Raw genomic sequence first — 24,898 nt, 5'->3', positions numbered from 1 at the left:
TTCATGATCCGCAGGTGGCGCAGGACCGCTACTACGGCGCTCCGAATGCGGTACGCGACCGCGGTGCGATGGCGCCGTGGAAGACGCGCGACGCTGCCCGGATCGCGGCGCATGGCGACGGCATCGGTTTGGTCATCCGCGCCGGCTCGAACAATGTCGTGGCCTACCGTTTCGACCTGGAAAACGGCGGCTTGCGCCAGCGCTGGCGCACCCTGGTCGAACCGGGGGGTTCCGGCCTACCGCCTGCTCGACATCGACCGCGGCGACGCCGTGCTCGACCTGCTGCCGCTGGACGGCGGACAGGTGCTGGTGGCAGGAGCCACCGGCTACCTCCAGAACCCGCATGGCGAGAGCGTTTATGAGGGCAATGCCCCGCTGCTGGCCCGCCTGCAGCCCGACACAGGCCCCCTCAGCCGCATCGACCTTCCCGCCGGAGCGCGCGGCAACCAGCTGCGCTCCCTGGCCCGGCTGGGCGGCAACTGGCTGCTGGGCAGCAGCGAGAACCTGCCGGGCACGCACTCGGCCGATGCGGATCCGCGCCTGTTGACGGCCGACGCACACGTACGCGAGCGCGTGCCAGGACATTGAAGCGGGCCCCGTTGCGCCGGCAAAAGCTTTAGAATCGCTGTCTTCTGCTCAACAGTTCTTGCATGACAAGAAGCGACGATTCATGAACAAGCTGGCGCTCTATTTCCGCCTGATCCGTGCCGACAAGCCGATCGGCATCCTCCTGCTGCTGTGGCCGACCTTGTGGGCTCTGTGGATGGCGTCCGGCGGCGTGCCGGATCTGCAGGTGCTGGCGATCTTCGTGCTCGGCACCGCCCTGATGCGATCAAGCGGCTGCGCCATCAACGACTACGCCGACCGCGATTTCGACAAGCACGTCAAGCGCACCGTCGACCGTCCGCTCACCAGCGGCAAGATCCGCGGCTGGGAAGCGGTGATGGTGGCCGCCGTGCTGGCGCTATTGTCTTTTCTCCTCATCCTGCCGCTGAACACGCTGACCAAGCAGCTGTCGGTGGCCGCCCTGGTCGTGGCCGGCACCTACCCCTACTTCAAGCGCTTCTTCGCCATCCCGCAGGCCTACCTGGGGATCGCCTTCGGCTTCGGCATCCCGATGGCCTTCGCCGCTGTGCAGGACACGGTACCGGCGGTGGCCTGGTGGCTGCTGGTGGCCAACGTGTTCTGGGCGGTTGCCTACGACACCGAATACGCCATGGTCGACCGCGACGACGACCTCAAGATCGGCATCCGCACCTCGGCCATCACCTTCGGGCGCTTCGACGTGGCCGCGGTCATGCTGTGCTACGGGGCGGCGCTGGCCATCGACCTGGTGTGCGGCTGGTACCTGGGCCTGCGCTGGTGGTTCGTGGGCGGCATCGCGGTCGGGGCCGGCATTGCGCTCTACCACTACACCCTGATCCGCCACCGCGAGCGCATGTCCTGCTTCAAGGCTTTTCGACACAACAATTGGCTTGGCGCCGCACTGTTCATTGGTGTCGCGCTAGAATATGCAATCAGGTAATATTGCACGAAAAGCATTCATTCCTATTTTTAACGAGGCCCACCATGATGGAAAAGATCCCGACCCAAACCGGCACCCGCGAGCAACTGATGTCCGACCTGAAGACCGTGATCCAGGACGCTGAAGCCTGGCTGCGCAACGGCGGCCAGCTGACCGGTGACGAGCTGAAGGCCGCCAAGGCCAAGTTCGAGCAGACCCTGTCGGTCGCCAAGGAAAGCCTGGGCGAATACCAGCACACGGTTGTCGAGAAGACCAAGGAAGCGGCGCGCGTCACCGACGAGTACGTCCACGAGAACCCATGGAAGTCGGTGGGCCTGGGCGCCGCTGTCGGCGTCGTGATCGGCATGCTGATCGCCCGCCGCTAAGATGAGTATCACGGCGGCAGTGAGAAGGATCGGGGCGAACGTGCTCGACCTGGCGCGCACGCGCCTCGAGCTGGCCGCCGTCGAACTGCAGGAAGGCGCGCACCGCCTGCTCGGCTACCTCGCCTGGGCGATCACGGCCGCGGTGCTGGGGCTGTTCGCGGTCGGCCTGGTCATCCTGTTCGTGCTGGTGCTGTTCTGGGATACCCACCGCCTGGCGGCGGTCGGCGGCATGGCCGTCCTGTTCATCCTCGGCACCCTGTTCGCAGTAAGCAAGCTACGCGCCGGCCTCGCCGCGCGTCCGCCGATGCTGCCGGCCACGCTGGCGGAACTGCGCAAGGATGCCGAGGCGCTCAAGGGAGGACAGACCGATGGCTTCTAAATCCCAGGATCTGGCCGTGCGCCGCGAGGCGCTGGTGGCCAGGTGCGCCGACCAGCGCGCGCAGGTGGCGCAGGAAGTGGCGATGCTCTCGTCGCCCCAGACCCTGGGCCTGATTCCGGCCTACGCGGCCCGGCACAAGAAGACGGCGCTGATCGTGGCCGGCGTGGCTGCCGGGCTGTTCCTCACCAAACCGAAATGGGCGGTCGGCACCGTGACGGCTGCCGTTTCGGCCTACAAGTTCGCCCAGAAACTGCTGCCTGTGCTCAGGTGGAAGGGCTTCGAAGTCCACTGATTTCAGCCGCCGCCGGGCATCTTGCCCGGCTCCTCCGTAGATGGGCTTTACCCACTGCTGGGACACCCACCCGTTCAGTATTGACAGGCGCATGTGCTTGCGTGCGCGGAGTCCGCGTTCTCCGTAAACGAGGCGCGGGCAGCGGTGTCAGTCAACCCGGGACACGAAGGGCACGATGAATCGGCATTGTTGCAATTCCTGTGTCGCTTGGGCGGCATCCACGATGCCCAGGCGGCGGTAGGAATCTTTATAGTCGGGCGATGCATATTTACCCATCGCAAGCGTCATGATCTCCGTCGCCCCGGTATCGAAGCGGACGTGATAAGTCTTGCCTGCGGAAAAAGAAAGAGTGACGGGATCGCCCCAGTCGGTCGTATATACCTGGGCTTTCTCCTGCCGCACTACATATTCCCCAGATTTGACATGGACCCAGGTATAGCCAAGATTCGCTAGGCCCACCACTTTATGCTGGTTCAGGTGGAGATTGGGCCAAACCAGACGGCCAACGTTGTGGTGCAGGCGATAGAAATAAACCAGTGCATAGCCAGGCGGCGGATTCGGGGCCGCCGTAAATGATGTAGTGAGCACCGCATTAGGGGAAGCGCATCCTGCCAGCACTGCGAGCAAGAGCACAGAGAAAGACCGCAGGGACACCATTGTTTGTCTCCGGACCTGATCGGCAATAGAAATTTATATGTTGCCGAATTTGCAGCAGGATCGAATATACCTTGCAAACGGCTACGTCTGCTAATGGGGACGTCTGGCCAATCACGGCCCGTTCAGCTCAGCTCGGCTCAGCTCAGCATAGCACCTTCCGACCGTAGTAAATCGTACTGTCACCAACGACAAACGCGACTAAAGGAGACCTTGCAATCAGTCGAACCCCAAGATCTTAGGAAGTCTCCTCCATAACACTGCCATGATAAAGACAGCCACAGGTAGGACGACAAAGAGCAAGGTATCTTCTTCACTAAGGTTGGTTAAGCGCCGGACAACAATACCTACCGCCATTCCCCAAAAAAATCCGGCAGTGAGCGCAACTGAGATTACAGCAATATAACGCCGAATCGTTTCCAACATAATCTTTTACTCCGCTTTTTACTTATATCTTGGCGTCCACTTCTGGACCGATTGCGGACGTCGGCAAACGAACAGTGTACGAGCAACGTTGCCATCAGAGCAGGTGAGGTTTCTATTCGTCCGGTGAAAATTTTGTTCCCTCAATGATGACTTTTTTCACTCTGCATATCTGCCGGGAAAATCATCCATAACTAGCACAAAGCCGGCTGCGCACGATTCAATCTTGGCGCAAACACAACAGTTATGCACGCTTCGCAAAAATATTTACAAACGTATGCATACACCTTTGACGGATTGACATTTCCAGCGGAATACTCAGCAGGCGGCACACGGACATGCCGTGTTTCACCGGAAGCACTTGGAGACCAACAACAGAACAAGAGGAGCAATACGTGAGTACATCCCGTCGTCGTTTCACACTCGTCGCAGCACTCGTCATGGCACTGGGCGCAGAAGGCCCGGTTGCCCACGCAGCCATTACCGGCATCCTGCCCGGCACATCCGCCGTCCCCGTGGCGGCGAAAATCGACAGGCTGTTTGCCGAAGAGCTCAACAAGCAGCTCGCCAACGTCTATTACGACGTCATCGTCGTGTTCGACAAGAAGGAAAGCGCGCAGCGCCTGTCCGTCCTCGGGCGCAAATTCAAGACCTATAAAGTCCTGCCGATGGCGCGCATGCTGCTCACCAGGGACGAGATCAGCAAGGTGGCCGGCTGGGGCGAAACCCGCTTCATCGAGCCGAGCCGCACCCAGCGCCTGTTCAATGCCGAAGGCCGCGCGATGACCAAGGCCGAGGAAGTGCAGCGCGTGCTCGGCCTGGACGGTTCGGACGTGACCGTGGCGGTCATCGACACCGGCGCCGACGGTCTGCACCCGGACCTGGGCAACGTGAAGAAGAACTACGAGGTGGCGGGCGTGCTCGGCAACGATCCAACCCAGGTCTACATCTCGCTGACCCCGAACGGGATCGACGTCGAAACCTCGATCGTCGAACGCCACGTCGGCGGTCTTGGCACCCACTGGAATACCGACGAGTACGGCCACGGCACCCACTGCATCGGCACCATCGCCGGCACCGGCGTCGACTCCGACGGCAACCTGCGCGGCATGGCGCCCAAGGCGAACATCATCAGCTACGGCGCCAGCGCCGGCATCAACCTGCCTTTCACGCTGGAAGCCTACGACCATGTCATCGCCAGCAAGCGCGACGGCGTGGCCGACATCCGCGTGCTCAGCAACTCCTGGGGCAGCTCGAGCTACGGGCCGTTCAATCCGAACCAGGCGACCAACGTCGCCTCGCGCCTGGCCTTCGAACAGGGCATCCTGTCGGTCTTCGCGGCCGGCAACGACGGCGCCGGCCCGAATACGATGAACCCGTATTCGAACGCGCCGTATGCGCTGGGCATCGGCGCCACCAACAAGGCCCATGGCGTGACCGGCTTCTCGTCGCGCGGCCGCCCGGACGGCAACCACGACCGCGAACTGGCGCTGGCCAACCTGAAAGTCTTCCTGGCCGCCAGCGCCGAGGAACAGGCGGCCTGGGACCACGTCGCCCGTCCGCTCGGCGTCGACCGTCCGGCCATCGTGGCGCCGGGCGAGAACATCGTATCAAGCCAGAACCCGCTGCACCCGATGACCGCCAGCGGCACCAACTACGGCGCGGCCTCGGGCACCTCGATGGCCACCCCGATGGTGAGCGGCATGGCGGCCCTGGTGCACCAGGCCCAGGACAAGCGGGGCGGTCCGCGTCTGTCGCCGCTCGACGTCATCCGCCTGCTCGAAGTCACCGCCAACAAGGAGGTCATGGCCGGCTACGACACCCACGACGCCGGCGCCGGCTTCGTCGACGCCCGCAAGGCGGTGGACGCGGTCAATGCCGGCGCCATCCCGACCGCGGTCACGTCCGGCGACCTGGTGAAATACAATCCCGGCCCGGTGCGCGTCATCGATGGCAGCTATTCCGGGACGGCGACGCTGAACTCGTTCCAGACCAACACGGGCTACGGCCTGCACAAGATCACGGTCGAGCCGGGCGCGCAGAAGCTGTTCGCTGACGCCAAATGGGATCTGGAGGGGGAAAACCTCTACATCAGCCTGTACGCCCCGGGCGTGGACCCGAGCACCGGCACCGGCTTCGCGGCGCAGTCGGCCGGCCTGACGACGGTGCAGAACTACCGCTCGGTCGATGTGAAATTCCCGGCCGCCGGCGAATGGCATGTGCGGGTCGACGGGCGCGTCAACCTGCTCTCCACCGCCTACACGGGCAAGTACGCCGTGACGGTGCCGAACAACGTCCCGCCGACCGCCGAACTGAGCGCCAGCGCGACCAAGGTCAGCGGCGACCAGCCGGTGACGATCAAAGCCACGGTCGCCGACGGCAATGGCGTGGCCAGCGTGAGCGAAGCAGGCGTGCGGGTCCTCACCAGTACCGGCAAGGTGATCCATACCTTCGACAGGTCGGCCTTCGTCCAGCAGGGCGATGCGCTGGTGTTCACCAAGGCGCTGTCGATGTCGGGCAAGGGCCCGTGGACCGTGGAAGTGCGTGCGGTCGACGATGGCGAGCAGCAGGCGGTCAAGCAGCTGACCATCGGCCGCAAATGAGATAGCGGGGTTTGTAGGGTGGGCGGCTTGTGATTTGGTCCACTGGACCAAATCACCCCACGCGTTCAACCAGCGCCGGCACGGCCGCGACTCATCAGATGGTGGCTACCACCGCGTGGGCGGGAGACCCGCCCACGCTACGATTCGATGCTCAATCCTTCCCCAGTTCGTCACCCAATTCGCGGCCGCGCGCAGCGGCCGCCTTCATCGCCGCGACGATCGCCTCCTTCACCCCTGCGGCCTCCATGCTGGTGATTGCCGCATGCGTCGTGCCGCCCTTCGAGGTAACGCGCTGGCGCAGCACCTCGACCGGGTCGCTCGACTGCGCCGCCAATTGCGCTGCGCCGGTGAAAGTAGCCAGTGCCAGCTGCCTGCCCTGCTCCGCATCCAGCCCCATTTCGAGTGCCGCCTGCTGCATCGCTTCCAGGAAGAAGAAGACATAGGCAGGGCCGCTGCCCGACACCGCCGTCACCGGGTCGATCAGGCTCTCCTCCTTCAGCCACACGGTCTGGCCGACCGCGCGCATCACCTTGTCGGCGGCCGAGCGCTGGATCTCGTCGACCTCGCCCCCCGCCACCATGCCGGTGATGCCCATGGCGATCAGCGCCGGGGTGTTCGGCATCGAGCGCACGATGCGGGCATAGCCGCCCAACCAGCGGCTCAGGTCGGCGATGCGGATGCCCGCCGCGATCGACAGCACCAGCGGCTGCGCGCCAAGGAACGGCTTGAGCTGCGCTGCGACTTCGCGCATCTGCTGCGGCTTCACAGCCAGCACGACGACATCGGCGGCAGCCACCTGCACGTCGATCGAGTCTGCCGTGCTCACGCCGTACTGGCTGGCCAGGCGCGCGAGCGCATCAAGGTTGGGATCCACCACGTGCAGGCTGCCGGCGCCAGTGAGTTGTCCGGCCAGGCCGGCGATCAGGGCCGTGGCCATGTTGCCGCCGCCGATGAATGCAATCTTCATGCTGTTCCTTTATGACTCGTAATGGCGGGCGCCGAAGATGGCGCTGCCGATGCGGACGATGGTCGCGCCTTCCGCGATGGCAGCGGCCAGGTCGCCCGACATGCCCATCGACAGGGTATCAAGAGGCAGGCCGTCGGACCTCAGGCCCTCGAACAGCTTGCGCAGGCGCGCAAAGGCGTCGCGTTGCTGCCGCGGGTCATTGCTTGCTTCGGGAATCGCCATCAGTCCGCGCAGGCGCAGGTTCGGCAAAGCGGCTACCTGGCGCGCCAGCTCCGGCAATTCTTCCTCGGTGGCGCCGCTCTTGCTGGCCTCCCCGCTGATGTTTACCTGCAGGCAGATGTCGAGCGGCCCCAGCTCCGGCGGTCGATGTTCCGACAGGCGCTGGGCGATCTTCAGGCGGTCCACCGTGTGCACCCAGTTGAAGTTGGAAGCGATCGGCCGCGTCTTGTTGCTCTGGATCGGGCCGATGAAATGCCAGCTGACAGGGGTATCTGGTTGCAGGCGCGCCACTTCCTGCATCTTGTCGAGCGCTTCCTGCAGGTAGTTTTCGCCGAAGGCGCGCTGCCCCACGGCCATCGCTTCGACCACGGCTTCCGCAGGGAAGGTCTTCGACACCGCCAGCAATTCGACCTCGTTCCTGCCCCTTCCGGCAGAGGCGCAAGCGGCGCCGATTGTCGCTTCGACAGCTTGCAAGTTCGCAGCGATTATGGACATAATGATTTTCTGTAGGAAATATTTTTAGAGCCGAAACAGGTCGCCACGGCTCCACGCACGGCACAGGGATTATAAGACAATGGACATTTCGGAACTTCTCGCCTTCTCGGTCAAGAACAAGGCATCTGACCTGCACCTCTCGGCCGGCCTGCCGCCGATGATCCGCGTGCATGGCGACGTGCGCCGCATCAACCTGCCGCCGCTGGAGCACAAGGACGTGCACGGCATGATCTATGACATCATGAACGACGGCCAGCGCAAGCAGTACGAAGAAGTGCTGGAGTGCGACTTCTCGTTCGCGATCCCCGGCCTGGCGCGCTTCCGCGTCAACGCCTTCAACCAGGAGCGCGGCGCGTCCGCGGTGTTGCGTACCATTCCGTCCAAGATCCTGTCGCTGGAAGAGCTGAACGCGCCGAAGATCTTCAGCGAGCTGGCCCTAAAACCACGCGGCCTGGTGCTGGTGACCGGCCCGACCGGCTCGGGCAAGTCGACCACGCTGGCGGCGATGGTGAACCACCTCAACGAGAACGAGTACGGGCACATCCTCACCATCGAGGACCCGATCGAATTCGTGCACGACTCCAAGAAGTGCCTGATCAACCAGCGCGAAGTCGGCCCGCACACCCTGTCCTTCAACAACGCGTTGCGCTCGGCGCTGCGCGAAGACCCGGACGCGATCCTGGTGGGCGAGCTCCGGGATTTGGAGACGATTCGCCTGGCCCTGTCGGCGGCGGAGACCGGCCACCTGGTGTTCGGCACCCTGCACACCTCGTCGGCGGCCAAGACCATCGACCGTATCGTCGACGTGTTCCCGGCCGAAGAAAAGGAAATGGTGCGCGCGATGCTGTCGGAGTCGCTGCAGGCCGTCATCTCGCAGACCCTGCTCAAGACCAAGGACGGCTCGGGCCGCGTGGCCGCGCACGAGATCATGATCGGCACGCCGGCGATCCGTAACCTGATCCGCGAAGCCAAGATCGCGCAGATGTACTCGGCGATCCAGACCGGCAGCAACGTCGGCATGCAGACCCTCGACCAGAACCTGACCGACCTGGTGCGCCGCAACGTGATCTCGAGCGCCGCGGCCCGCGCCGCGGCGAAAATCCCGGAAAACTTCCCAGGTTAAGCAGGAGGACACACCATGGAACGCGACCAGGCATCCAAGTTCATGTTCGACCTGCTGCGCCTGATGGTCAGCAAGGGCGGGTCGGACCTCTTCATCACAGCCGGCTTCCCGCCGGCGATCAAGATCGACGGCAGGATGACGCCGGTGTCGAGCCAGCCATTGAGCGGCACCCATACGGCCGACCTGGCGCGCGCCATCATGAACGACAAGCAGGCCGCCGGCTTCGAACTGACCAAGGAAGCGAACTTCGCGATCAGCCCGGGCGACCTGGGCCGTTTCCGCGTCTCGGCCTTCATGCAGATGGGCTGCGTCGGCATGGTGCTGCGCGTGATCACCACCACCATCCCGAAATTCGAGGACCTCGAGCTGCCGGAAACCCTGAAGGACGTGATCATGACCAAGCGCGGCCTGGTCATCATGGTCGGCGCCACCGGCTCGGGTAAATCGACCACGCTGGCGGCGATGGTCGGCTACCGCAACGAGCACAGCTACGGCCACATCATCACCATCGAGGACCCGGTGGAATTCGTCCACCCGCACCGGAACTGCGTGATCACCCAGCGCGAAGTGGGCGTCGATACCGACAGCTTCGAGGCGGCACTGAAGAATTCGCTGCGCCAGGCGCCGGACGTGATCCAGATCGGCGAGATCCGCGACCGCGAAACCATGGAACACGCGATCGCCTTCGCCGAAACCGGCCACCTGTGCCTGGCCACCCTGCACGCCAACAGCGCCAACCAGGCCCTGGACCGCATCATCAACTTCTTCCCCGAAGAGCGCCGCCAGCAGCTCTTGATGGACCTCTCGCTCAACCTGAAAGGCCTGATCTCGCAGCGCCTGATCCCGAAGAAGGAAGCCAAGGGCCGCGTGGTGGCGATGGAGATCCTGCTGAACTCCCCCTTGATTTCGGACCTGATCTTCAAGGGCGACGTCCACGAGATCAAGGAGATCATGAAGAAGTCGCGCGAGCTGGGCATGCAGACCTTCGACCAGGCCCTGTTCGACCTGTACGAGGCGGACAAGATCAGCTACGAGGATGCGTTGCGCAATGCGGACTCGGTGAACGACCTGCGCCTGAACATCAAGCTCAACAGCAAGCACGCGAAGAACCGCGATTTCTCGACCGGCATGGACCACCTCGGCATCGTCTGAGCCGCACCCGTCTCACCTGACTGAAAGGAGGCGACACTGGCGTCGCCTCCTCCCCCTCTTCAATCCGCCGCTGGCGACAGCCCCGCATCGCTGATTCCCGATCAGTTGACTCCGGCAGGGTCCGTGTAGGAAAGCAATCCGCTCCCCAGAGCGAACCCGACTGCATTGCAGTCGCGACCGCTCTTCCATAGTTGTTCCGTCCAACAGCACACCCCACAATGTTTCTGCAATGTAGCTGAGTTTTTACTCTAAAAACAATAAATTCGTCAAAAATAGGAGTTGTCCTACAGAAAAAATGACTAAATTAATGGATAATGCGCTCAAGAAATCATTCCTTGTAGAAACCAATGTGTTACTCTTGATAATATTGGTGCAGTTATTTATTACCTAGCCATCGTATGACTACAGAGAACAAGCCTATCGAAGTACTTGCCTTCCGACTCGGCGAGGAAGAATACGGCGTCGATATCCTGAAGATCCAGGAAATCCGCGGGCACGATCCCGTCACCCGCATCGCCAATGCGCCCGACTTCATCGAGGGCGTCGTCAATCTGCGCGGCATCATCGTTCCCATCGTCGACCTGCGCCTGCGCTTCGGCATCACTCCCGCCGCCAACCAGCCCCGGGTCGTCGTGATCCTGAACGTGCTTGGGCGCGTCATCGGCATGGTGGTGGACAGCGTCTCGGACGTGGTCCGCCTCGGCCCGGATGACATCCGTCCGGCGCCGGAAATGGGCAGCAGCTTCGGCGCCGATTTCCTGCTCGGCCTCGGCACCATCGACGAACGCATGCTGATCCTGCTCGACATCGAAGGCCTGATGTCGTCCAGCGAACTCGGCCTGATCGACCGCCTCGCGGCCTAACCCTCACCCATACGGAATCCCCATGTTCAAGCAAATGAAGGTCGGCACCCGCCTGATTGCAGGCTTCCTGACCCTTTCCATCCTCGGCGCCCTGGTGGCCGCCATCGGCATCTACAACATGTCGCAGATGAATGCGCGCACGGACCGGCTGTACACCCGTGAACTGCTCGGCATCTCGCACGTCAAGGAAGCCAACATCAACCTCGCCTACATCGGCCGTGCCGTGCGCAGCATGCTGCTGGCCTCGACCGACAAGGACCGCGACGCCGCCATCGCCGCCATTACCAGGGCACGCGGCGAGCTGCATGCCAGCCTCGACAAGGCACGTGGACTGTTCTTCTCCGAACAGGGCAAGCGCAGCTTCGCTGAACTCGACCGCGGCGTGCAGGAGTACGAGGCGCTGGTGGAAGAAGTCACCCGGCGCGCACTGGCCGATGGCCTGCAGCAGGAGCGCACCGCTGTCGACTACCTGCTCTTGAGCGTCGCGCCCAAGGCCAACGAGGTCGATACCCGCATGACCGACCTTACCCGCATCAAGGAGCGCAACGCGCACGAGGCGGCACAGGATGCCAGCGCGCTGTACGAATCGAGCCGCGCCATGATGCTGATGCTGGTGCTGGGCAGCGCCGCCTTCGGCGTCGGCCTGGGCGTCGTGATCACGCGCAGCCTGACCCGCCAGCTGGGCGGCGAACCGGCCTACGCGAGCGACATCGCCGGCCGCATCGCCGCGGGTGACCTCAGCGTCGACGTGGCGCTGCGCCCGGGCGACAAGAGCAGCCTGCTGTTTGCCATGAAGAGCATGCGCGACAGCCTGGCGCAGATCGTCGGCGAGGTGCGCAACGGGACCGACGCCATCGCCTCGGCCTCGCGCCAGATCGCCAGCGGCAACCTCGACCTGTCTTCGCGTACCGAAGAACAGGCCAGCTCGCTGGAAGAGACCGCCTCCTCGATGGAAGAGCTGACCTCGACCGTCCAGCAGAACGCGGACAATGCGCGCCAGGCCAACGGCCTGGCGACCTCGGCCTCGGAAGTGGCCGAACGCGGCGGCGCCGTGGTGGCGCAGGTGGTCGACACGATGGCCTCGATCAACGACTCGTCGAAGAAGATCGTCGACATCATCGCCGTCATCGACGGCATCGCCTTCCAGACCAACATCCTGGCGCTGAATGCCGCCGTGGAAGCGGCGCGCGCCGGCGAACAGGGCCGCGGCTTCGCGGTGGTGGCTTCGGAAGTGCGCACCCTGGCCCAGCGCTCGGCCGCCGCGGCCAAGGAAATCAAGCTGCTGATCGACGACTCGGTGGCCAAGGTCGATAGCGGCGCGAAACTGGTGAACCATGCCGGCGCCACGATGGACGAGATCGTCGACAGCGTGCGCCGCGTCACCGACATCATGGGCGAGATCAGCTCGGCCAGCGTGGAGCAGACCTCGGGCATCGAGCAGATCAACATGGCAATCAGCCAGATGGACCAGGTGACCCAGCAGAACGCATCGCTGGTGGAAGAAGCTGCGGCAGCGGCCGAGTCGCTGCAGGACCAGGCCGGCAAGCTGTCCGAGCTCGTGTCGGTGTTCAAGCTGGATGCGCGGTCGCATACGGTGGCTGCGCCTGCAGTGCACGGCAAGCCGGCCACGCGCCTGGCCGCGCCTGCCATGCGCCCGATGGCCCGCCCGGCGTCGCCTGCGGCGTCCAGCAAGGCGGCCGTGCGCGAGGAGGAATGGGAAACCTTCTGAGCGAATGCGAATGCGGCCACTATGGGGCCGCATTCTTTCTCCCGTCCATGCTGCTGCCTTGTCTAAATTGCTAGAGCTCAAGTTTTGGCAACGGCCGGGAGCAGCACTTGGAACACGAGCTTCAGGCCGGACTTCAAGTCAACCTGACCGGCGTCACGCCACCTTCAATCCCATCTCCCGCATCATCTCGGCCGCCTGGCGTACCGAGATGGTCGCGCCCGCGAACTGCCTTGCATTCGCGAGCTTCAGGCCGGCGATATCGGCTTCCCTCAGGTCCGCACCCTCGAAGCGCGTGTCCCTGATGTGGGCGGCGCGCAGGCTGCCGCCTTCGAACACCGCCTCGCGGAAATCGCAGCCCGCCAGGTCCGCATCCGCGAAATCCAGCCCCTTGAGTACTGCCTTGCGGAAGGACATGCGGCGCAGGTCGGCGCCGACCAGCAGCGTGTCCTCGAAGCTCAAGGCCAGGTGGCTGGTCTCCTCGAACTGCGCGCCGGTCAGCTTGCAGCTGCGGAAGGAAGCGGAAGCCAGACGCGCGCGGCGCCAGCTGCTGTTGTTCAGGTCGGAGGATTCGAAGAGCGCGTCGACCAGGTCGGCGGACTCGAAATCGGCACGGCCGGCGCGGCAACGCTGCCAGCGGGTGCGCGCCGGCTTCGCCGCTGAGGGTGACGGTAGTACGGGGCATGGCAAAGGGGGCGGTGGTTCGGCCGGACAGCATGCATGCCCTGCCCCGCCGCCCCCTGTTTGAAGCGGCGTTCTAAGTTAGCGGCCGGGACCGACCATCACGCCGCCGGGGCCGGGACCACCCGGGCCACCAGGACCGCCGAACATCATCGGCCGGCGCTGTCCGCCTGGCCCCGCGAAGCTGCCGAAGCGGTAATTCAGGCCGATGTAGGCCATGCGGCCATTGTTGCGCCGGATGCTGTATTCACGGAAGCGGTCGGTCTCGGTGATCGTCTCCGTCTTCTGCGAATCGAACAGGTCGTTGATGTTGACGTTCAGGGTCAGCGCCGGCGTCAGCTTGCGGCTATAGTTGAGGTTGGCCGTGTAGCTCGGCTCGCGGTAGCCTTCGCCGAACAGGGTCTTGCCCTGTCCGTTCAGCATCAGCCTGAAGCTGTTGGCGGCATCCATCTGGTAGTTGATAAACGCGCGGCCGCTGATCGACGTGGCGTTGCGCTTGTCGTCGTTCACGCTTCCCAGCACGGTTTGCTCGAAATAGCCGATGTTGCCGCTTACGTTGAGCGACAGCTGCTGAGTGGCGTTGCCGCTGAAGTTGAACTCCAGGCCGCCCGAACGGCTGCTGCCGGCATTCTCGCGGGTAGTCAGGAGCACGTCGTTGGCCAGCAGGAAGCGGCGCTCGGAAATCAGGTCGCTGTCGCGGCGTGCGTACAGGCGCACGTTGGTATTCACCTTGCCCAGCTTGGTCTCGATGCCCAGCTCCAGCGAATCGGAGTTGGTCGGCTGCAGGTTCGGGTTGCCCGACGAGATATTCTGCTCATCGCGGTAGATCACGAACGGGTTCAGGTCGCCCGCGCCCGGACGACGGATGCGGTGCGCGTAGCTCAGGCGCAGCGTGGTGTCGTCGGACAGGCCGTACGTGACGAAGGCGCTCGGAATCGCGTCGAAATAATGGTTGCTGGCGCGCTGGCCGGTGGTGGCCTGGTTCATGTCGAGGTCCGCATATTCGGCGCGCAGGCCGCCCAGCACGCCCCACTTCTCGTTGACGCGCCACTGGTAGCTGCCGTACAGCGCATACGTCATGTCCGTCAGTTCGAAGCGGTTCGTGCGCGAGGTATTGACGCGCTCGTTGCCGGTGAGCGGATCGACGTCGAAGTAAGCGTTGTCCCACACGCTGCTGTTGCGCGCCACCTTGTAGCCTATCTTCATCACGCCGTGCTCGCCTGGCAGCTCATAGTCGCCGGTGAAGTCGACGATGCGGGTTTGATTGTCGTTAGCCCGCCGGTCGGCGAGCGCGCTGGGGCCGCGCGGACGCACCGTGTAGTCGAAGCGTCCGGCACTTCCGCTGTCGTTGTCGCTGCCCGACATGCGCAGGTCCATCTGGAATTTTTCGCCCGGCGCGTCGCCCTTGTGCTCCAGGCTGCCACCCAGGCCGTAGTTGCGGTTCTTCCCGCCGGACGTACTGGTGAGCAGGTACTCGTTGTCGACGATGCCGGCCGCGTTGCTGCTGCGGTAGCGCTCGGCCGAGTCGCCATCACTCAAGGTTTGCGAATAGTTCGCGGTGACGCCGATGACGTCCTTGTCACCAAGGTTGTAGACCAGGCGGGCATTGGCGCCGGTGTCTTCCCTGCGGACCTCGTCAGTCGAACTCCGGAGGCTGGGCGAAATCGCGCCGGTGACCGGATCGATGCGCTCGCGCCGGCGCTCGCCGCTCGATTCGTTCTTGTTCACGCGGTGGAACACGCCGCCCTGCAGGCTGTAGCGGCCTTGCGTCCAGCTGCCGAATGCGCCGGTGTTGTAACGCCCTTCCGTGCCGACGTTCGCGTTGACCCCGCCCACACCGCCCGGACTGCGCTCGCGCCGCATCACCAGGTTAATGACCGGACCGCCGCCGCCTTCGTTGCCGAACTGCGCGCCAGGGTTATTGATGACTTCCACCGATTCCAGGTCGGACGCCGGCAGCGCAGCGAGCGCGGACGCGCGGTTCTCACCCTGCATCATCGCCGACGGCTTGCCGTCCACCAGGATCTGCACGTTGTTGCGGCCACGTAGCGTCACGTTGCCGTCCGCGTCGACGGCGACCGAGGGCACCTTGTTCAGGGTATCCGCCACGGAGTCGTTCGAGGTGGCCGGATCGGCCTTGACGTCATAGCTCTGGCGGTCGATGCGGTTCTGGGTGCGGACCGCGCTGACGGTCACGGTGGACTCGACGGGCGTCTGTGCCGGCGGCGCAACAGTTGCCTGGGCTGCCTGTGCCTGGACCGGCGCCTGCGCGGGCTTTGCGGCTTCCTGCTTCGCCTGCTCCTGCACGGCAGGGGCCTGCTGTGCACTGGCTACCAGTGGGGCGAGCAGCGTGCCTGCGACGAGATGCGCGATCAGGGAACGGCGCGGATGACGGGAATGGTTTGCGAAGTAAGATTGGGTCGACATGGATACAGCTCGGCAGTTTGGGCGAGCGGGATTGTCGCATGCAAACTTCTTATGGTTTGTAACAAAAGATAACAAGCACGGACTTGAGCGATCGGGGCATGCATACGTTTTGCGCATGCTTGGCTTACACTTCCTGTTTTCCAGACGAGGGAATAGAACATGGACGTATTCGATTTCAGCGCTACCACGCTCGATGGCAGGCCGATGGACCTGAGCGCCTGGCGCGGCAAGGTGCTCCTCATCGTGAACACCGCCAGTGCCTGCGGCTTCACGCCGCAGTACAAGGGGCTGGAGGAGCTGCACCGCCAGTATGGCGAGCGCGGGCTGGTGGTGATGGGCTTCCCCTGCAACCAGTTCGGCAAGCAGGAGCCGGGCACGGAAGACGAGATCGGCGCCTTCTGCGAGAAGAACTACGGCGTGAGCTTTCCGATGTTCGCCAAGGTCGACGTCAACGGCGACGATGCCCACCCGCTGTACAAGCACCTGAAGGGCGAGAAGCCGGGCGTACTGGGCACCGAAGCGATCAAGTGGAACTTCACCAAGTTCCTGGTCGGGCGCGACGGCGAGGTGGTCAAGCGCTACGCGCCGCAGACGGCGCCGGCGGAAATCGCGGGCGATATCGAGAAGCTGCTGGCGCAATAGGTAACGATCGCATTTGTAGGGTGGGCAAGTTTCTTGCCCAAGCGGTGATAGTTCGCTCTCGTGCGAGATGATCTTGCCGCAGACAATCACCGCGTGGGCGGGAGACCCGCCCACGCTACGAAAATCAAGGCTGCGGCACCAGGCGGATCGCTTGCCCGCCACCTGGGGCAAGGCGCATCTGCAAGATATCGGCCGCAGTGACGGTTTTGGTTTCGGTCACCAGGTCGAAGCGGCGCTCGCTGCGGTAGTCGGCCGCGTCGCCGTCGCGGTAGATCTCGGCGGTGTAACGTTTGCCTTTATCGAGGAAATCGAGCGGCAGCGCCAGGTTGCGCGCTTCGCCGTCCGTCACCGCACCCACATACCAGTCGTCGCCCGCGCGGTCCTTGCGCGCGATGGTGGCGTACTGCCCCACTTCTCCATTGATCACACGGGTGTCCGCCCAGTCGGTCGGCACGTCCTTGATGAACTTGAAGGCGGCCGGATACTTCGCGTAGTTCTCCGGCAGGTCGGCCGCCATCTGGATCGGCGAATAGATCACGACGAAGTTCGCCAGCTGCTTGGCCTGGGTCGAGTTGAAGGTCTTGCCTTCCGCGCCCACCAGGCTCAGGACGCCCGGCGTGTAGTCCATCGGGCCGCTCAGCATGCGGGTGAACACCAGCTTGGCCTCGTGGTCCACGCTGTTGGGCGGGTTGCCCCAGGCGTTGTACTCGACGCCGCGCGCGCCTTCACGCGTGAGCCAGTTGGGGTAGGTGCGGCGCAGGCCGGTGTCCTTCACCGGTTCATGGGTATCGATCGACAGCTTGTATTTCGCCGCTTCCGTGACGGCCTTCAGGAAGTGGTTCACGCCTTCCTGCGAATCGTAGTGGCCGTAGCGCGGCTTGCCGTCGCGGCCAGTCAACAGCGCACTACCCGCTTCGTGCACGTAGCCCGACTTGATGCTGTCCACGCCCAGCTTCGCATACAGCTTGTACGCCGCATCCATCTGCTTCTCGTAGGCGACGATGTTGGCGCCGGTTTCGTGGTGGCCGATCAGGCGCACGCCCTTGGACCTGGCATAGGCGGCCAGGCCCGGCAGGTCGAAGTCGGGATACGGCTGGGTGAAGCTGAAGTCGGCGCCGCCGTGGCCCCAGTCGCTCTCCCAGCCCTTGTTCCAGCCTTCGACCAGCACGCCGCGGAAGCCGTTCTGCGCGGCGAAGTCGATGTATTTCTTCGCATTGGCGGTGGTGGCCGCGTGCTTCGGTCCCGCGGCCCAAGAACCGCTATTCAGGTGCATCTGCCACCAGACGCCGACGAACTTCGAGGGCTTCACCCAGCTGACGTCGCCGAGCCTGTTCGGTTCGTTCAGGTTGAGCACCAGGTCGGACATGTACAGGCCGGCCGCGTTATCGGCGATCTGCACCGTGCGCCATGGCGTGGTGAAGGCGCCCTTGCGCACGACCGCCGGGCCGCTCGGCGACGGCGCCAGCATGGCACGCAGCTTCTGGCCGTCGACCTTGCGCAGCCACATGGTGGCGTAGTCGACCAGCACCGCTTCGTGGAAGGCGATGTGGGTGCCATCAATCAGGCGCACGGTGAGCGGCGTATTGGCGATCCCGATTTCCTTGAGCGGCGCCTTGCGGATTTCTTCTTCCAGCCCGGGAAGTTCGCCGGCCGGAATCCACCAGGCAGTGGCGGGCTGGGCCACCGTGAACTCGGTCAGCTCGTCGATGATCTCGGCTTCCTTCAACTGCGGCTGGGCCGGGAATTCGTAGCGGAAGCCCACGCCGTCGTCATAGATGCGGAACACTACCGCCAGCCGGCGGCCGGCGCGGTTCTTCTGCTCCAGGTCCACGCGCAGCTCGCGGTAGCGGTTGCGCACGAAGCGGCGCTCGCCCCAGGGCTGCTCCCAGGTGCCGTCATGCTCGCTGACATGTTGGCGGCGCAGGCTGAAGCCGCCGTCGAGCTTGTGCGCATTGGCCAGGTTGAAGCCGAGGCGCGACGGGGCGATGATGTCCTTGCCCTTGCGCTTGACGCCATAGGCGAGCTTGCCCATGCCGTCGACCTGCACTTGCACGCTGAGCACATTGCTTGGGGAAGCCGCACTGGCAATGATCTGCTGGGCCCAGGCCGGCAGGGCCAGCAGGCAGGATGCGGCCAGCGCGGCAGTGGCGCCGGCAAATGGGCGGTGGAAGTGCATGGCGTCTCCTTGTCCTTGGCCCCGGCCGTAGGAAAACTACCTTTCCTACAGCTGAGCTTCACATATTAAGACAAAAAGATGTAGCTCGACTACCAATGCACGCTTCGGGAAGCTCAGCGGGTCTGGATCCAGGCAGCGCCGTGGGTAATGCAGGCGCGGTTGACGTTCTCGAGGAAGCGGATCGCTTCGCCCTGCGAGACACCAGGCGGCATCAACTGAGCCAGCGAGCTGTCCCCGGTGACGCGGTCGAGCCCATAGGAAATCGCCCGCGACACATCGCGCGCCAGTTTGCCGTCGCTGTTGTAGAGCACGTCGTAGACGCCGGCTTCGTCCCACACGGGCACGAGGCCGGGCGTGGTGGAATCCTCGAAGACGACCATGGGTGGCAGGCCTTCGTCTTCACGGACAAGTTGAAAAATGAAACTCAAGATCGGTCCTCTGCATGCAAACGGGGCGATCCTAGCACGGCAGCGACCGCATGCGGCGCGTAGCGCATGAAGCAGCGAGGCGTCGACCTGGCTTCAGCCGTCGGTAAACGCTGCCATGTACAGCAAGACGAAGGCGATCACTGCGATGACCGCATGGGCTAGCACGATCCCTTTCGGCAGCGGCTGATCCTTCAAATGGTAATACAGGTTCAGGACAACGCCGCCAACCGAGGCACCGAGGAACAGTAACAAGGATACAAGCGCCATCCCCGGCCCGTTCAGCATGAATACCGCATACGCAAGCAAGGTCACGCCGGCAGCCGCCAGGAAGCCGTGGGCCATGGCCAGCCAGGAAGCGGGGTTCTTGCCGAGTGAAAAACGGATCCAGCTCATGGCGATGCCGCCAAGTGCAGTGAGGACGAACAAATACGTCGCTATCTGCAACATCCTGATTGCTTCCATCCTGCCCTCCTGATGTGATCGATCGTCTTGACGCCACTATAGACAATCAGCCAAGGGGCCGGGTTGCTGCGCCAACCGGGCGCGGGTCAGATCTTGAACAAGGATTGAGATCAGGCCAGGACCCGGTCGATCAGCTCGATCCAGTGCGTGACCGGGGTCTGCGTGCCGGACTGCAGGTAGGTCATGCAGCCGATGTTCGCAGACACGATCTCGTCCGGCTTGCAGGCCTGCAGGTTGGCCAGCTTGCGGTCACGCAGCTCGTGCGCGATCTCGGGATGCAGCACGGAATAGGTGCCCGCCGAGCCGCAGCACAGGTGGCTCTCGGCGCACAGCGTGACGTCGACCCCGGCGGCGCGCAGCACGCCCTCGACCTTGCCACGGATCTGCTGGCCGTGCTGCAGCGTGCAGGGCGGGTGGTAGGCGACGCGCTTCGCAATCCTGCCCTTCAGCTTGGCGGCGATCTGCTCTTCGAACTCCGGCAGGATTTCGGACAAGTCGCGCGTGAGCATCGAGATGCGCCCGGCCTTGGCCGCATAGGCTTCGTCGTGCGCCAGCAGGTGGCCATACTCCTTGACGGTGACGCCGCAGCCGGAAGCCGTCATGACGATCGCCTCGATCTCTTCCCGCTCCACGTAGGGCCACCAGGCGTCGATATTGCGGCGCATGTCGTCCAGGCCGGCCGCCTGGTCATTCAGGTGGTAACGCACGGCGCCGCAGCAGCCGGCTTTCGGTGCGGATATCAGCTGTACGCCAAAGGCGTCAAGCACGCGCGCGGTCGCTGCATTGATGTTCGGCGCCATCCCCGGTTGCACGCAGCCTTCCAGCACCAGCATCTTGCGCGCATGGGAACGTGCAGGCCAGGCGCCGGCGCTGCGCGCGGGTTGCAGCTTGTCCTGCAGCCCTTTGGACAGCAACGGGCGTGCCAACTGCCCTGCCCTGAAAGCCGGCTTGAACAGTGCCGTGCGCGGCAGGAATTCCTTGAGCGTGGTGCGCTTCACCCGGTCTTTCAGGGAACGCGGCACGCGTTCCTCGACCACGCGGCGGCCGATGTCTACCAGGCGGCCATACTTGACGCCCGACGGGCAGGTGGTTTCGCAGTTGCGGCAGGTCAGGCAGCGGTCCAGGTGGAGCTGGGTCTTGCGGGTCGGCTCGGCGCCTTCGAGCACCTGCTTGATCAGGTAGATGCGGCCGCGCGGGCCGTCGAGCTCGTCGCCGAGCAGCTGGTAGGTCGGGCAGGTGGCGGTACAGAAGCCGCAGTGCACGCAGGCACGCAGGATCGCTTCCGCTTCCTTGCCGTCCGCGGTGTCCTTGATGAAGTCGGCCAGGTTGGTTTGCATGTCAGACCATTCTTCCCGGGTTGAAAATGTGCGCCGGATCGAAGGAATTCTTCAGGCGTTCGTGGATGCGGGCGATGGCGGGCTGGAGCGGCTGGAACACGCCCACGGATTTATCGCCGCCCCGGAACAGGGTCGCGTGGCCGCCGGCGGCGCAGACGGTACGGCGAATTGTAGCGGCATCCAGGTCGCTGCGCAGCCAGCGCTGTGCGCCGCCCCACTCGATCAGCTGCACGCCGCCGAGCACAAGTGCACTGGTTGCCGAGGGTACGGACAGGCGCCACAGCGCCTCGTCGCCGCGGAAGAAAGGCATGCGCTGCTCGCGCAGGTCTGCCCAAAAACTTGCAGGATTCGGCATGATGTCGCCGCCGATCAGGCGCACGGCCGCATCGACCGCGGCCTGGGCGCCCGACAGGCGCAGCGACAGGATGCCGTTGTGCCAGCAGCTGCCTGAGATCGGCAGCGGCTGGCCGCCCCATTCGTTCAGCTTGCGGATCGCGTCATGCTCCGGCAGTTCCAGGCACAGCGTCGTTTCGGCAAAGGGTTTCGGCAATACCTTGACGGACACTTCCAGCAGCAGGCCCAGCGTGCCGAGCGAGCCGGCGAGCATGCGCGAGACGTCGTAGCCGGCCACGTTCTTCATCACCTGGCCGCCGAAGGTCAGCACATCGCCCTTCCCGTCCAGCAGCTTCGCGCCCAGCACGAAATCGCGCACGCCGCCGCTGTTGGCACGGCGCGGACCGGCCAGGCCAGCGGCAACCACGCCGCCCAGGGTGGCGTTCTCGCCGAAATGCGGCGGCTCGAAGGCCAGCATCTGCTTGCGTTCCGCCAGCACGGCCTCGATCTCGGAGAGCGGCGTGCCGCAGCGCGCCGTGATCACCAGCTCGGTGGGCTCGTAGTCATTGACCCCGGTATAGCCGCGCGTATCGAGGATCTCGCCTTCGAGGCGCTGGCCGTACCAGTCCTTGGTACCGCCACCGCGGATGCGCAGGGGCGTCTTGTCGGCTGCGGCGGCGCGCACCCGTTCCTGAAATTGTTCGATCGACTGCATGTTTTCTAGAAGCGCGGAAGTTCGGGGAACGGCAGCTCGCCGCCGTGCACATGCATCTTGCCGAATTCGGCGCAGCGGTGCGGGGTCGGGATGGCCTTGTCCGGATTGAGCAGCATCGGCGCATCGAAGGCGCGCTTGACCTCGAAGAAGGCGTCGAGCTCCTTGCGGCCGAACTGCACGCACATCGAGTTGATCTTTTCCATGCCTACGCCATGCTCGCCGGTGATAGTGCCGCCCACTTCGACACACAGCGCCAGGATGGCCGCGCCGAAGGCTTCGGCGCGCTCGAACTCGCCCGGCTGGTTCGCGTCGAACAGGATCAGGGGGTGCATGTTGCCGTCGCCCGCGTGGAACACGTTCGAGCAGCGCAGGTTGAAGGTCTTCTCCATCTGTTCGATGCCGCCGAGTACCCTCGCGAGCTGCTTGCGCGGAATGGTGCCGTCCATGCAGTAATAATCCGGCGAGATACGCCCTGCCGCCGGGAAGGCGTTCTTGCGGCCGGACCAGAAGCGCATGCGCTCGGCCTCGCTTTGCGAGACGGCAATCGCCGTGGCGCCGGCGCCCTCGAACACCGCCTTCATGCGTTCGATTTCTTCCGCCACTTCGAGCGCGGTGCCGTCGGCCTCGCACAGGAGGATGGCGGCGGCATCGGTATCGTAGCCGGCGCGCACGAAAGGCTCGACCATGCGCACCGAGGTGCGGTCCATCATTTCCAGGCCGGCCGGGATGATGCCGGCGGCAATAATGCTGGCCACCGCGTTGCCGGCCGTGATGACGTCGGCGAACGAGGCCATGACGACCTGGGCCACCGCCGGCTTCGGGACCAGTTTCACGGTGACCTCCGTCACGATGCCGAGCATGCCTTCGGAGCCGATGAACACGGCCAGCAGGTCCAGGCCCGGCGCATCCAGTGCTTCGCTGCCGAGCTCGATTATCTCGCCGTCGATGGTGGCCACGCGCACGCGCAGCACGTTGTGCACCGTCAGGCCGTATTTCAGACAGTGGACGCCGCCCGAGTTCTCTGCCACGTTGCCGCCGATGGTGCAGGCAATCTGCGACGAGGGATCGGGCGCGTAGTACAGGCCGTACTGCGCGGCCGCTTCGGAGATGGCGAGGTTGCGCACGCCCGGCTGGACCACGGCGGTGCGCGCAAAGGCATCCACCCGCACGATGCGGTTCAGGCGCGCGGTCGAGATGACGACGCCGTCGGCGATCGGCAGCGCCCCGCCGGACAGGCCGGTGCCGGCGCCGCGCGGCACGATCGGCACGCCCAGCTCGCGGCAGGTGTTCAAGATCGCCAGCACCTGCTCTTCGCCGGTGGGCAGCGTGACGATCATGGGCAGCTGGCGGTAGGCAGCCAGGCCGTCGCATTCGTAAGGACGGGTATCTTCGGGATCGGACAGGACGCAGCCATCGGGCAAGCGCGCGCGCAATGCGGCGGTGACCTGTTCACGCCGGGCGACAAGGGTGGAGACGGAGGCGTTCATCATGACATTGTAGGCACAATTGACGCGTTTTGTCGTATGCTCGCCCTATCGTTTTTTTACAATATTTCATAAGGCTACATCATGGGCAACCGACTTTCGAAAATCGCCACCCGCACGGGCGACGACGGCACGACCGGCCTCGGCGACGGCAGCCGCACCGGCAAGGACAGTGCACGCATCCACGCCCTCGGCGAAGTCGACGAGCTCAACTCCTTCGTCGGCCTGCTGCTGTGCGAAGAGATGCCGGCCGAACTGCGAGAGGAACTCATCTCGATCCAGCACGACCTGTTCGACCTGGGTGGCGAGCTGTGCATCCCGGGCTACGAGATGATCAAGGACGAGCACGTTGCTCGCCTGGACGGCCTGCTCGAGAAGTACAACGCCGACCTGCCGATCCTGAAGGAATTCATCCTGCCGGCCGGCTCGCGCGCCGCCTCGCTCGCCCACGTATGCCGCACCGTGTGCCGCCGCGCCGAGCGCAGCATCGTGGCGCTGTCGCATGCCGAGGAGATCCGCCCGCACCCGCGCCAGTACGTGAACCGCCTGTCGGACCTGATGTTCGTGCTGGCGCGCGTGCTGAACCGCTTCGCCGGCGGCAGCGACGTGCTGTGGCAGCACGAGCGCAAGCGCGGATAAACCGATGGAAGACTTCATCGGCATCTACGACCAGGCCCTCACTGCCGAGCAGTGCGAGGCGATCCGCGCGCGTTTCGACGCCAGCGGCAAGGTGGCGCGCGGCCGCACCGGCAACGGGGTCGACGTCAGCAAGAAAGACAGCTACGACCTGACCATCAACGGGCACCCGGAATGGGACGACGTCGGCGCCCTGCTCACGCAGACCATGGCGCGCCACCTGGCGCAGTACATGGACCGGTACCGCATGCTCCTGATCGGCGCGCTGTCGCCGCAGGTGGCGCATCCGCAGACCGGCGAGCCGGTGACGCTGTCCCTTGGCAACTTCGACGAATGCGGCACGCCGAACGTCGTGGCGCTGATGCAGTCGATGTACCGGGTCGGGAGCATCAACCTGCAGAAGTACCTGCAGGGCACCGGCGGCTACCATCATTGGCATTCCGAGATCTACCCGCAGAACGCCAGCTGCGAGACCCTGCACCGGGTGCTGCTGTGGCAGTTCTACCTCAACGACGTGGAAGACGGCGGGGAGACGGAGTTCCTGTACCAGGGGCGCAAGGTCGAGGCCCGCACGGGACGCCTGATCATTGCGCCGGCGGGGTTTACGCATACCCACAAGGGGCATGTTTCCAGGAGCGGGGACAAGTACATCGCGACCTCGTGGATTTTGTTCCAGAGGGCGGAGGCACTGTTCGGGGGTTCGTAGGGTGGGCGGCCATGCCGCCCACGCGGTGATAGTTTGCCGCAAGATCATCCGGCACGATGACGGCGCCGATAACGATCACCGCGTG

The 24,898-nt window shown here is 64.3% G+C and carries 24 protein-coding genes; 13 read left to right on the top strand and 11 right to left on the bottom strand.

The genetic code is table 11. From position 1 onward, the window contains the following. Nucleotides 1–153 precede the first annotated feature (153 nt). From MA09_RS10690 to MA09_RS10670, 5 genes are all read left to right on the top strand, one after another. On the top strand, nucleotides 154–588 hold the full coding sequence (locus tag MA09_RS10690) for a hypothetical protein (RefSeq protein ID WP_036247959.1): 435 nt from the start codon (nucleotides 154–156) through the stop codon (nucleotides 586–588). 82 nt (nucleotides 589–670) lie between these two features. Further along, nucleotides 671–1,525, top strand: coding sequence for a 4-hydroxybenzoate octaprenyltransferase (gene ubiA / locus MA09_RS10685; RefSeq protein ID WP_036247956.1), 855 nt, complete (start codon nucleotides 671–673; stop codon nucleotides 1,523–1,525). A 44-nt stretch (nucleotides 1,526–1,569) separates the two neighbouring features. Further along, a complete protein-coding gene (locus tag MA09_RS10680; RefSeq protein ID WP_051933362.1) occupies nucleotides 1,570–1,890 on the top strand; it encodes a YqjD family protein in 321 nt (106 codons plus the stop codon). A 1-nt stretch (nucleotide 1,891) separates the two neighbouring features. Further along, nucleotides 1,892–2,269 carry a phage holin family protein gene (locus MA09_RS10675; RefSeq protein WP_036247953.1) on the top strand — a complete coding sequence of 126 codons (378 nt, stop codon included), beginning with the start codon at nucleotides 1,892–1,894 and terminating at the stop codon, nucleotides 2,267–2,269. Beyond that, entirely contained in the window at nucleotides 2,259–2,561 is a 303-nt protein-coding gene (locus tag MA09_RS10670) for a hypothetical protein (protein WP_036247951.1), read from the top strand. The genes MA09_RS10675 and MA09_RS10670 overlap by 11 nt, the downstream gene beginning before the upstream one ends. A 147-nt stretch (nucleotides 2,562–2,708) precedes the next feature. On the opposite strand, the gene MA09_RS24100 is transcribed toward MA09_RS10670, so the two are convergent. Then, a complete protein-coding gene (locus MA09_RS24100; RefSeq protein WP_081897543.1) occupies nucleotides 2,709–3,218 on the bottom strand; it encodes a DUF2846 domain-containing protein in 510 nt (169 codons plus the stop codon). A gap of 815 nt (nucleotides 3,219–4,033) precedes the next feature. On the opposite strand from MA09_RS24100, the gene MA09_RS10660 reads away from it, so the two are divergent. Further along, nucleotides 4,034–6,241 carry a S8 family serine peptidase gene (locus MA09_RS10660; RefSeq protein ID WP_161783215.1) on the top strand — a complete coding sequence of 736 codons (2,208 nt, stop codon included), beginning with the start codon at nucleotides 4,034–4,036 and terminating at the stop codon, nucleotides 6,239–6,241. A 151-nt stretch (nucleotides 6,242–6,392) separates the two neighbouring features. Here MA09_RS10660 and proC read toward each other — a convergent pair whose 3' ends face one another. Together proC and MA09_RS10650 are read right to left on the bottom strand one after the other, a co-directional pair. Continuing rightward, entirely contained in the window at nucleotides 6,393–7,208 is an 816-nt protein-coding gene (gene proC, locus MA09_RS10655) for a pyrroline-5-carboxylate reductase (RefSeq protein WP_036247947.1), read from the bottom strand. Nucleotides 7,209–7,217: 9 nt separating this feature from the next. Then, the gene (locus MA09_RS10650) at nucleotides 7,218–7,922 is read right to left on the bottom strand and encodes a YggS family pyridoxal phosphate-dependent enzyme (RefSeq protein ID WP_036247945.1); all 705 of its coding nucleotides are present in this window, start codon (nucleotides 7,920–7,922) and stop codon (nucleotides 7,218–7,220) included. Between the two features lie 79 nt (nucleotides 7,923–8,001). Between MA09_RS10650 and MA09_RS10645 the strand changes: the two genes are divergently transcribed. The 4 genes from MA09_RS10645 to MA09_RS25520 all read left to right on the top strand — a co-directional run bounded on the left by MA09_RS10645 (nucleotide 8,002) and on the right by MA09_RS25520 (nucleotide 12,789). Further along, nucleotides 8,002–9,045, top strand: coding sequence for a type IV pilus twitching motility protein PilT (locus MA09_RS10645; protein ID WP_036247942.1), 1,044 nt, complete (start codon nucleotides 8,002–8,004; stop codon nucleotides 9,043–9,045). Nucleotides 9,046–9,060: 15 nt separating this feature from the next. Then, entirely contained in the window at nucleotides 9,061–10,197 is a 1,137-nt protein-coding gene (locus tag MA09_RS10640; protein ID WP_036247939.1) for a PilT/PilU family type 4a pilus ATPase, read from the top strand. Between the two features lie 398 nt (nucleotides 10,198–10,595). After that, nucleotides 10,596–11,060: a chemotaxis protein CheW gene (locus MA09_RS10635; RefSeq protein ID WP_036247936.1), complete on the top strand. Its 465-nt coding sequence runs from the start codon at nucleotides 10,596–10,598 to the stop codon at nucleotides 11,058–11,060. Nucleotides 11,061–11,082: 22 nt separating this feature from the next. After that, entirely contained in the window at nucleotides 11,083–12,789 is a 1,707-nt protein-coding gene (locus MA09_RS25520) for a methyl-accepting chemotaxis protein (RefSeq protein WP_036247933.1), read from the top strand. A gap of 153 nt (nucleotides 12,790–12,942) precedes the next feature. Here MA09_RS25520 and MA09_RS10625 read toward each other — a convergent pair whose 3' ends face one another. Further along, nucleotides 12,943–13,476, bottom strand: a complete 534-nt coding sequence (locus MA09_RS10625; RefSeq protein ID WP_081897541.1) for a pentapeptide repeat-containing protein — start codon at nucleotides 13,474–13,476, stop codon at nucleotides 12,943–12,945. A 72-nt stretch (nucleotides 13,477–13,548) separates the two neighbouring features. Then, nucleotides 13,549–15,894, bottom strand: a complete 2,346-nt coding sequence (locus MA09_RS10620) for an outer membrane beta-barrel family protein (RefSeq protein ID WP_081897540.1) — start codon at nucleotides 15,892–15,894, stop codon at nucleotides 13,549–13,551. Between the two features lie 159 nt (nucleotides 15,895–16,053). Between MA09_RS10620 and MA09_RS10615 the strand changes: the two genes are divergently transcribed. After that, the gene (locus MA09_RS10615; protein ID WP_036247930.1) at nucleotides 16,054–16,536 is read left to right on the top strand and encodes a glutathione peroxidase; all 483 of its coding nucleotides are present in this window, start codon (nucleotides 16,054–16,056) and stop codon (nucleotides 16,534–16,536) included. A gap of 124 nt (nucleotides 16,537–16,660) precedes the next feature. Here MA09_RS10615 and MA09_RS10610 read toward each other — a convergent pair whose 3' ends face one another. The 6 genes from MA09_RS10610 to MA09_RS10585 form a co-directional block, all read right to left on the bottom strand. Further along, a complete protein-coding gene (locus tag MA09_RS10610) occupies nucleotides 16,661–18,712 on the bottom strand; it encodes a glycoside hydrolase family 97 protein (RefSeq protein ID WP_036247928.1) in 2,052 nt (683 codons plus the stop codon). Nucleotides 18,713–18,825: 113 nt separating this feature from the next. After that, complete coding sequence (locus MA09_RS10605; protein WP_036247926.1) at nucleotides 18,826–19,140, bottom strand: hypothetical protein; 315 nt, start codon at nucleotides 19,138–19,140, stop codon at nucleotides 18,826–18,828. Between the two features lie 93 nt (nucleotides 19,141–19,233). Then, nucleotides 19,234–19,602, bottom strand: a complete 369-nt coding sequence (locus MA09_RS10600; RefSeq protein WP_036247924.1) for a hypothetical protein — start codon at nucleotides 19,600–19,602, stop codon at nucleotides 19,234–19,236. 110 nt (nucleotides 19,603–19,712) lie between these two features. Continuing rightward, nucleotides 19,713–20,939 carry a glycolate oxidase subunit GlcF gene (glcF, locus tag MA09_RS10595; protein ID WP_036247922.1) on the bottom strand — a complete coding sequence of 409 codons (1,227 nt, stop codon included), beginning with the start codon at nucleotides 20,937–20,939 and terminating at the stop codon, nucleotides 19,713–19,715. A gap of 1 nt (nucleotide 20,940) precedes the next feature. Next, nucleotides 20,941–21,987 carry a glycolate oxidase subunit GlcE gene (gene glcE, locus MA09_RS10590; protein WP_036247919.1) on the bottom strand — a complete coding sequence of 349 codons (1,047 nt, stop codon included), beginning with the start codon at nucleotides 21,985–21,987 and terminating at the stop codon, nucleotides 20,941–20,943. Between the two features lie 5 nt (nucleotides 21,988–21,992). Beyond that, nucleotides 21,993–23,474, bottom strand: coding sequence for an FAD-linked oxidase C-terminal domain-containing protein (locus tag MA09_RS10585; RefSeq protein ID WP_036248032.1), 1,482 nt, complete (start codon nucleotides 23,472–23,474; stop codon nucleotides 21,993–21,995). An 81-nt stretch (nucleotides 23,475–23,555) separates the two neighbouring features. Here MA09_RS10585 and MA09_RS10580 point away from each other — a divergent pair, with 81 nt between their 5' ends. Together MA09_RS10580 and MA09_RS10575 are read left to right on the top strand one after the other, a co-directional pair. Next, nucleotides 23,556–24,110 carry a cob(I)yrinic acid a,c-diamide adenosyltransferase gene (locus MA09_RS10580; protein WP_036247917.1) on the top strand — a complete coding sequence of 185 codons (555 nt, stop codon included), beginning with the start codon at nucleotides 23,556–23,558 and terminating at the stop codon, nucleotides 24,108–24,110. 4 nt (nucleotides 24,111–24,114) lie between these two features. Then, complete coding sequence (locus MA09_RS10575; RefSeq protein ID WP_036247914.1) at nucleotides 24,115–24,813, top strand: 2OG-Fe(II) oxygenase; 699 nt, start codon at nucleotides 24,115–24,117, stop codon at nucleotides 24,811–24,813. The last annotated feature ends 85 nt before the right edge of the window (nucleotides 24,814–24,898 follow it).

Origin of the sequence: Massilia sp. BSC265 (assembly GCF_000740675.1) — a bacterium.
In the GTDB taxonomy this organism is placed as follows: Bacteria; Pseudomonadota; Gammaproteobacteria; order Burkholderiales; family Burkholderiaceae_D; genus Telluria.
This window is presented reverse-complemented; position numbering and strand designations above follow the sequence as displayed.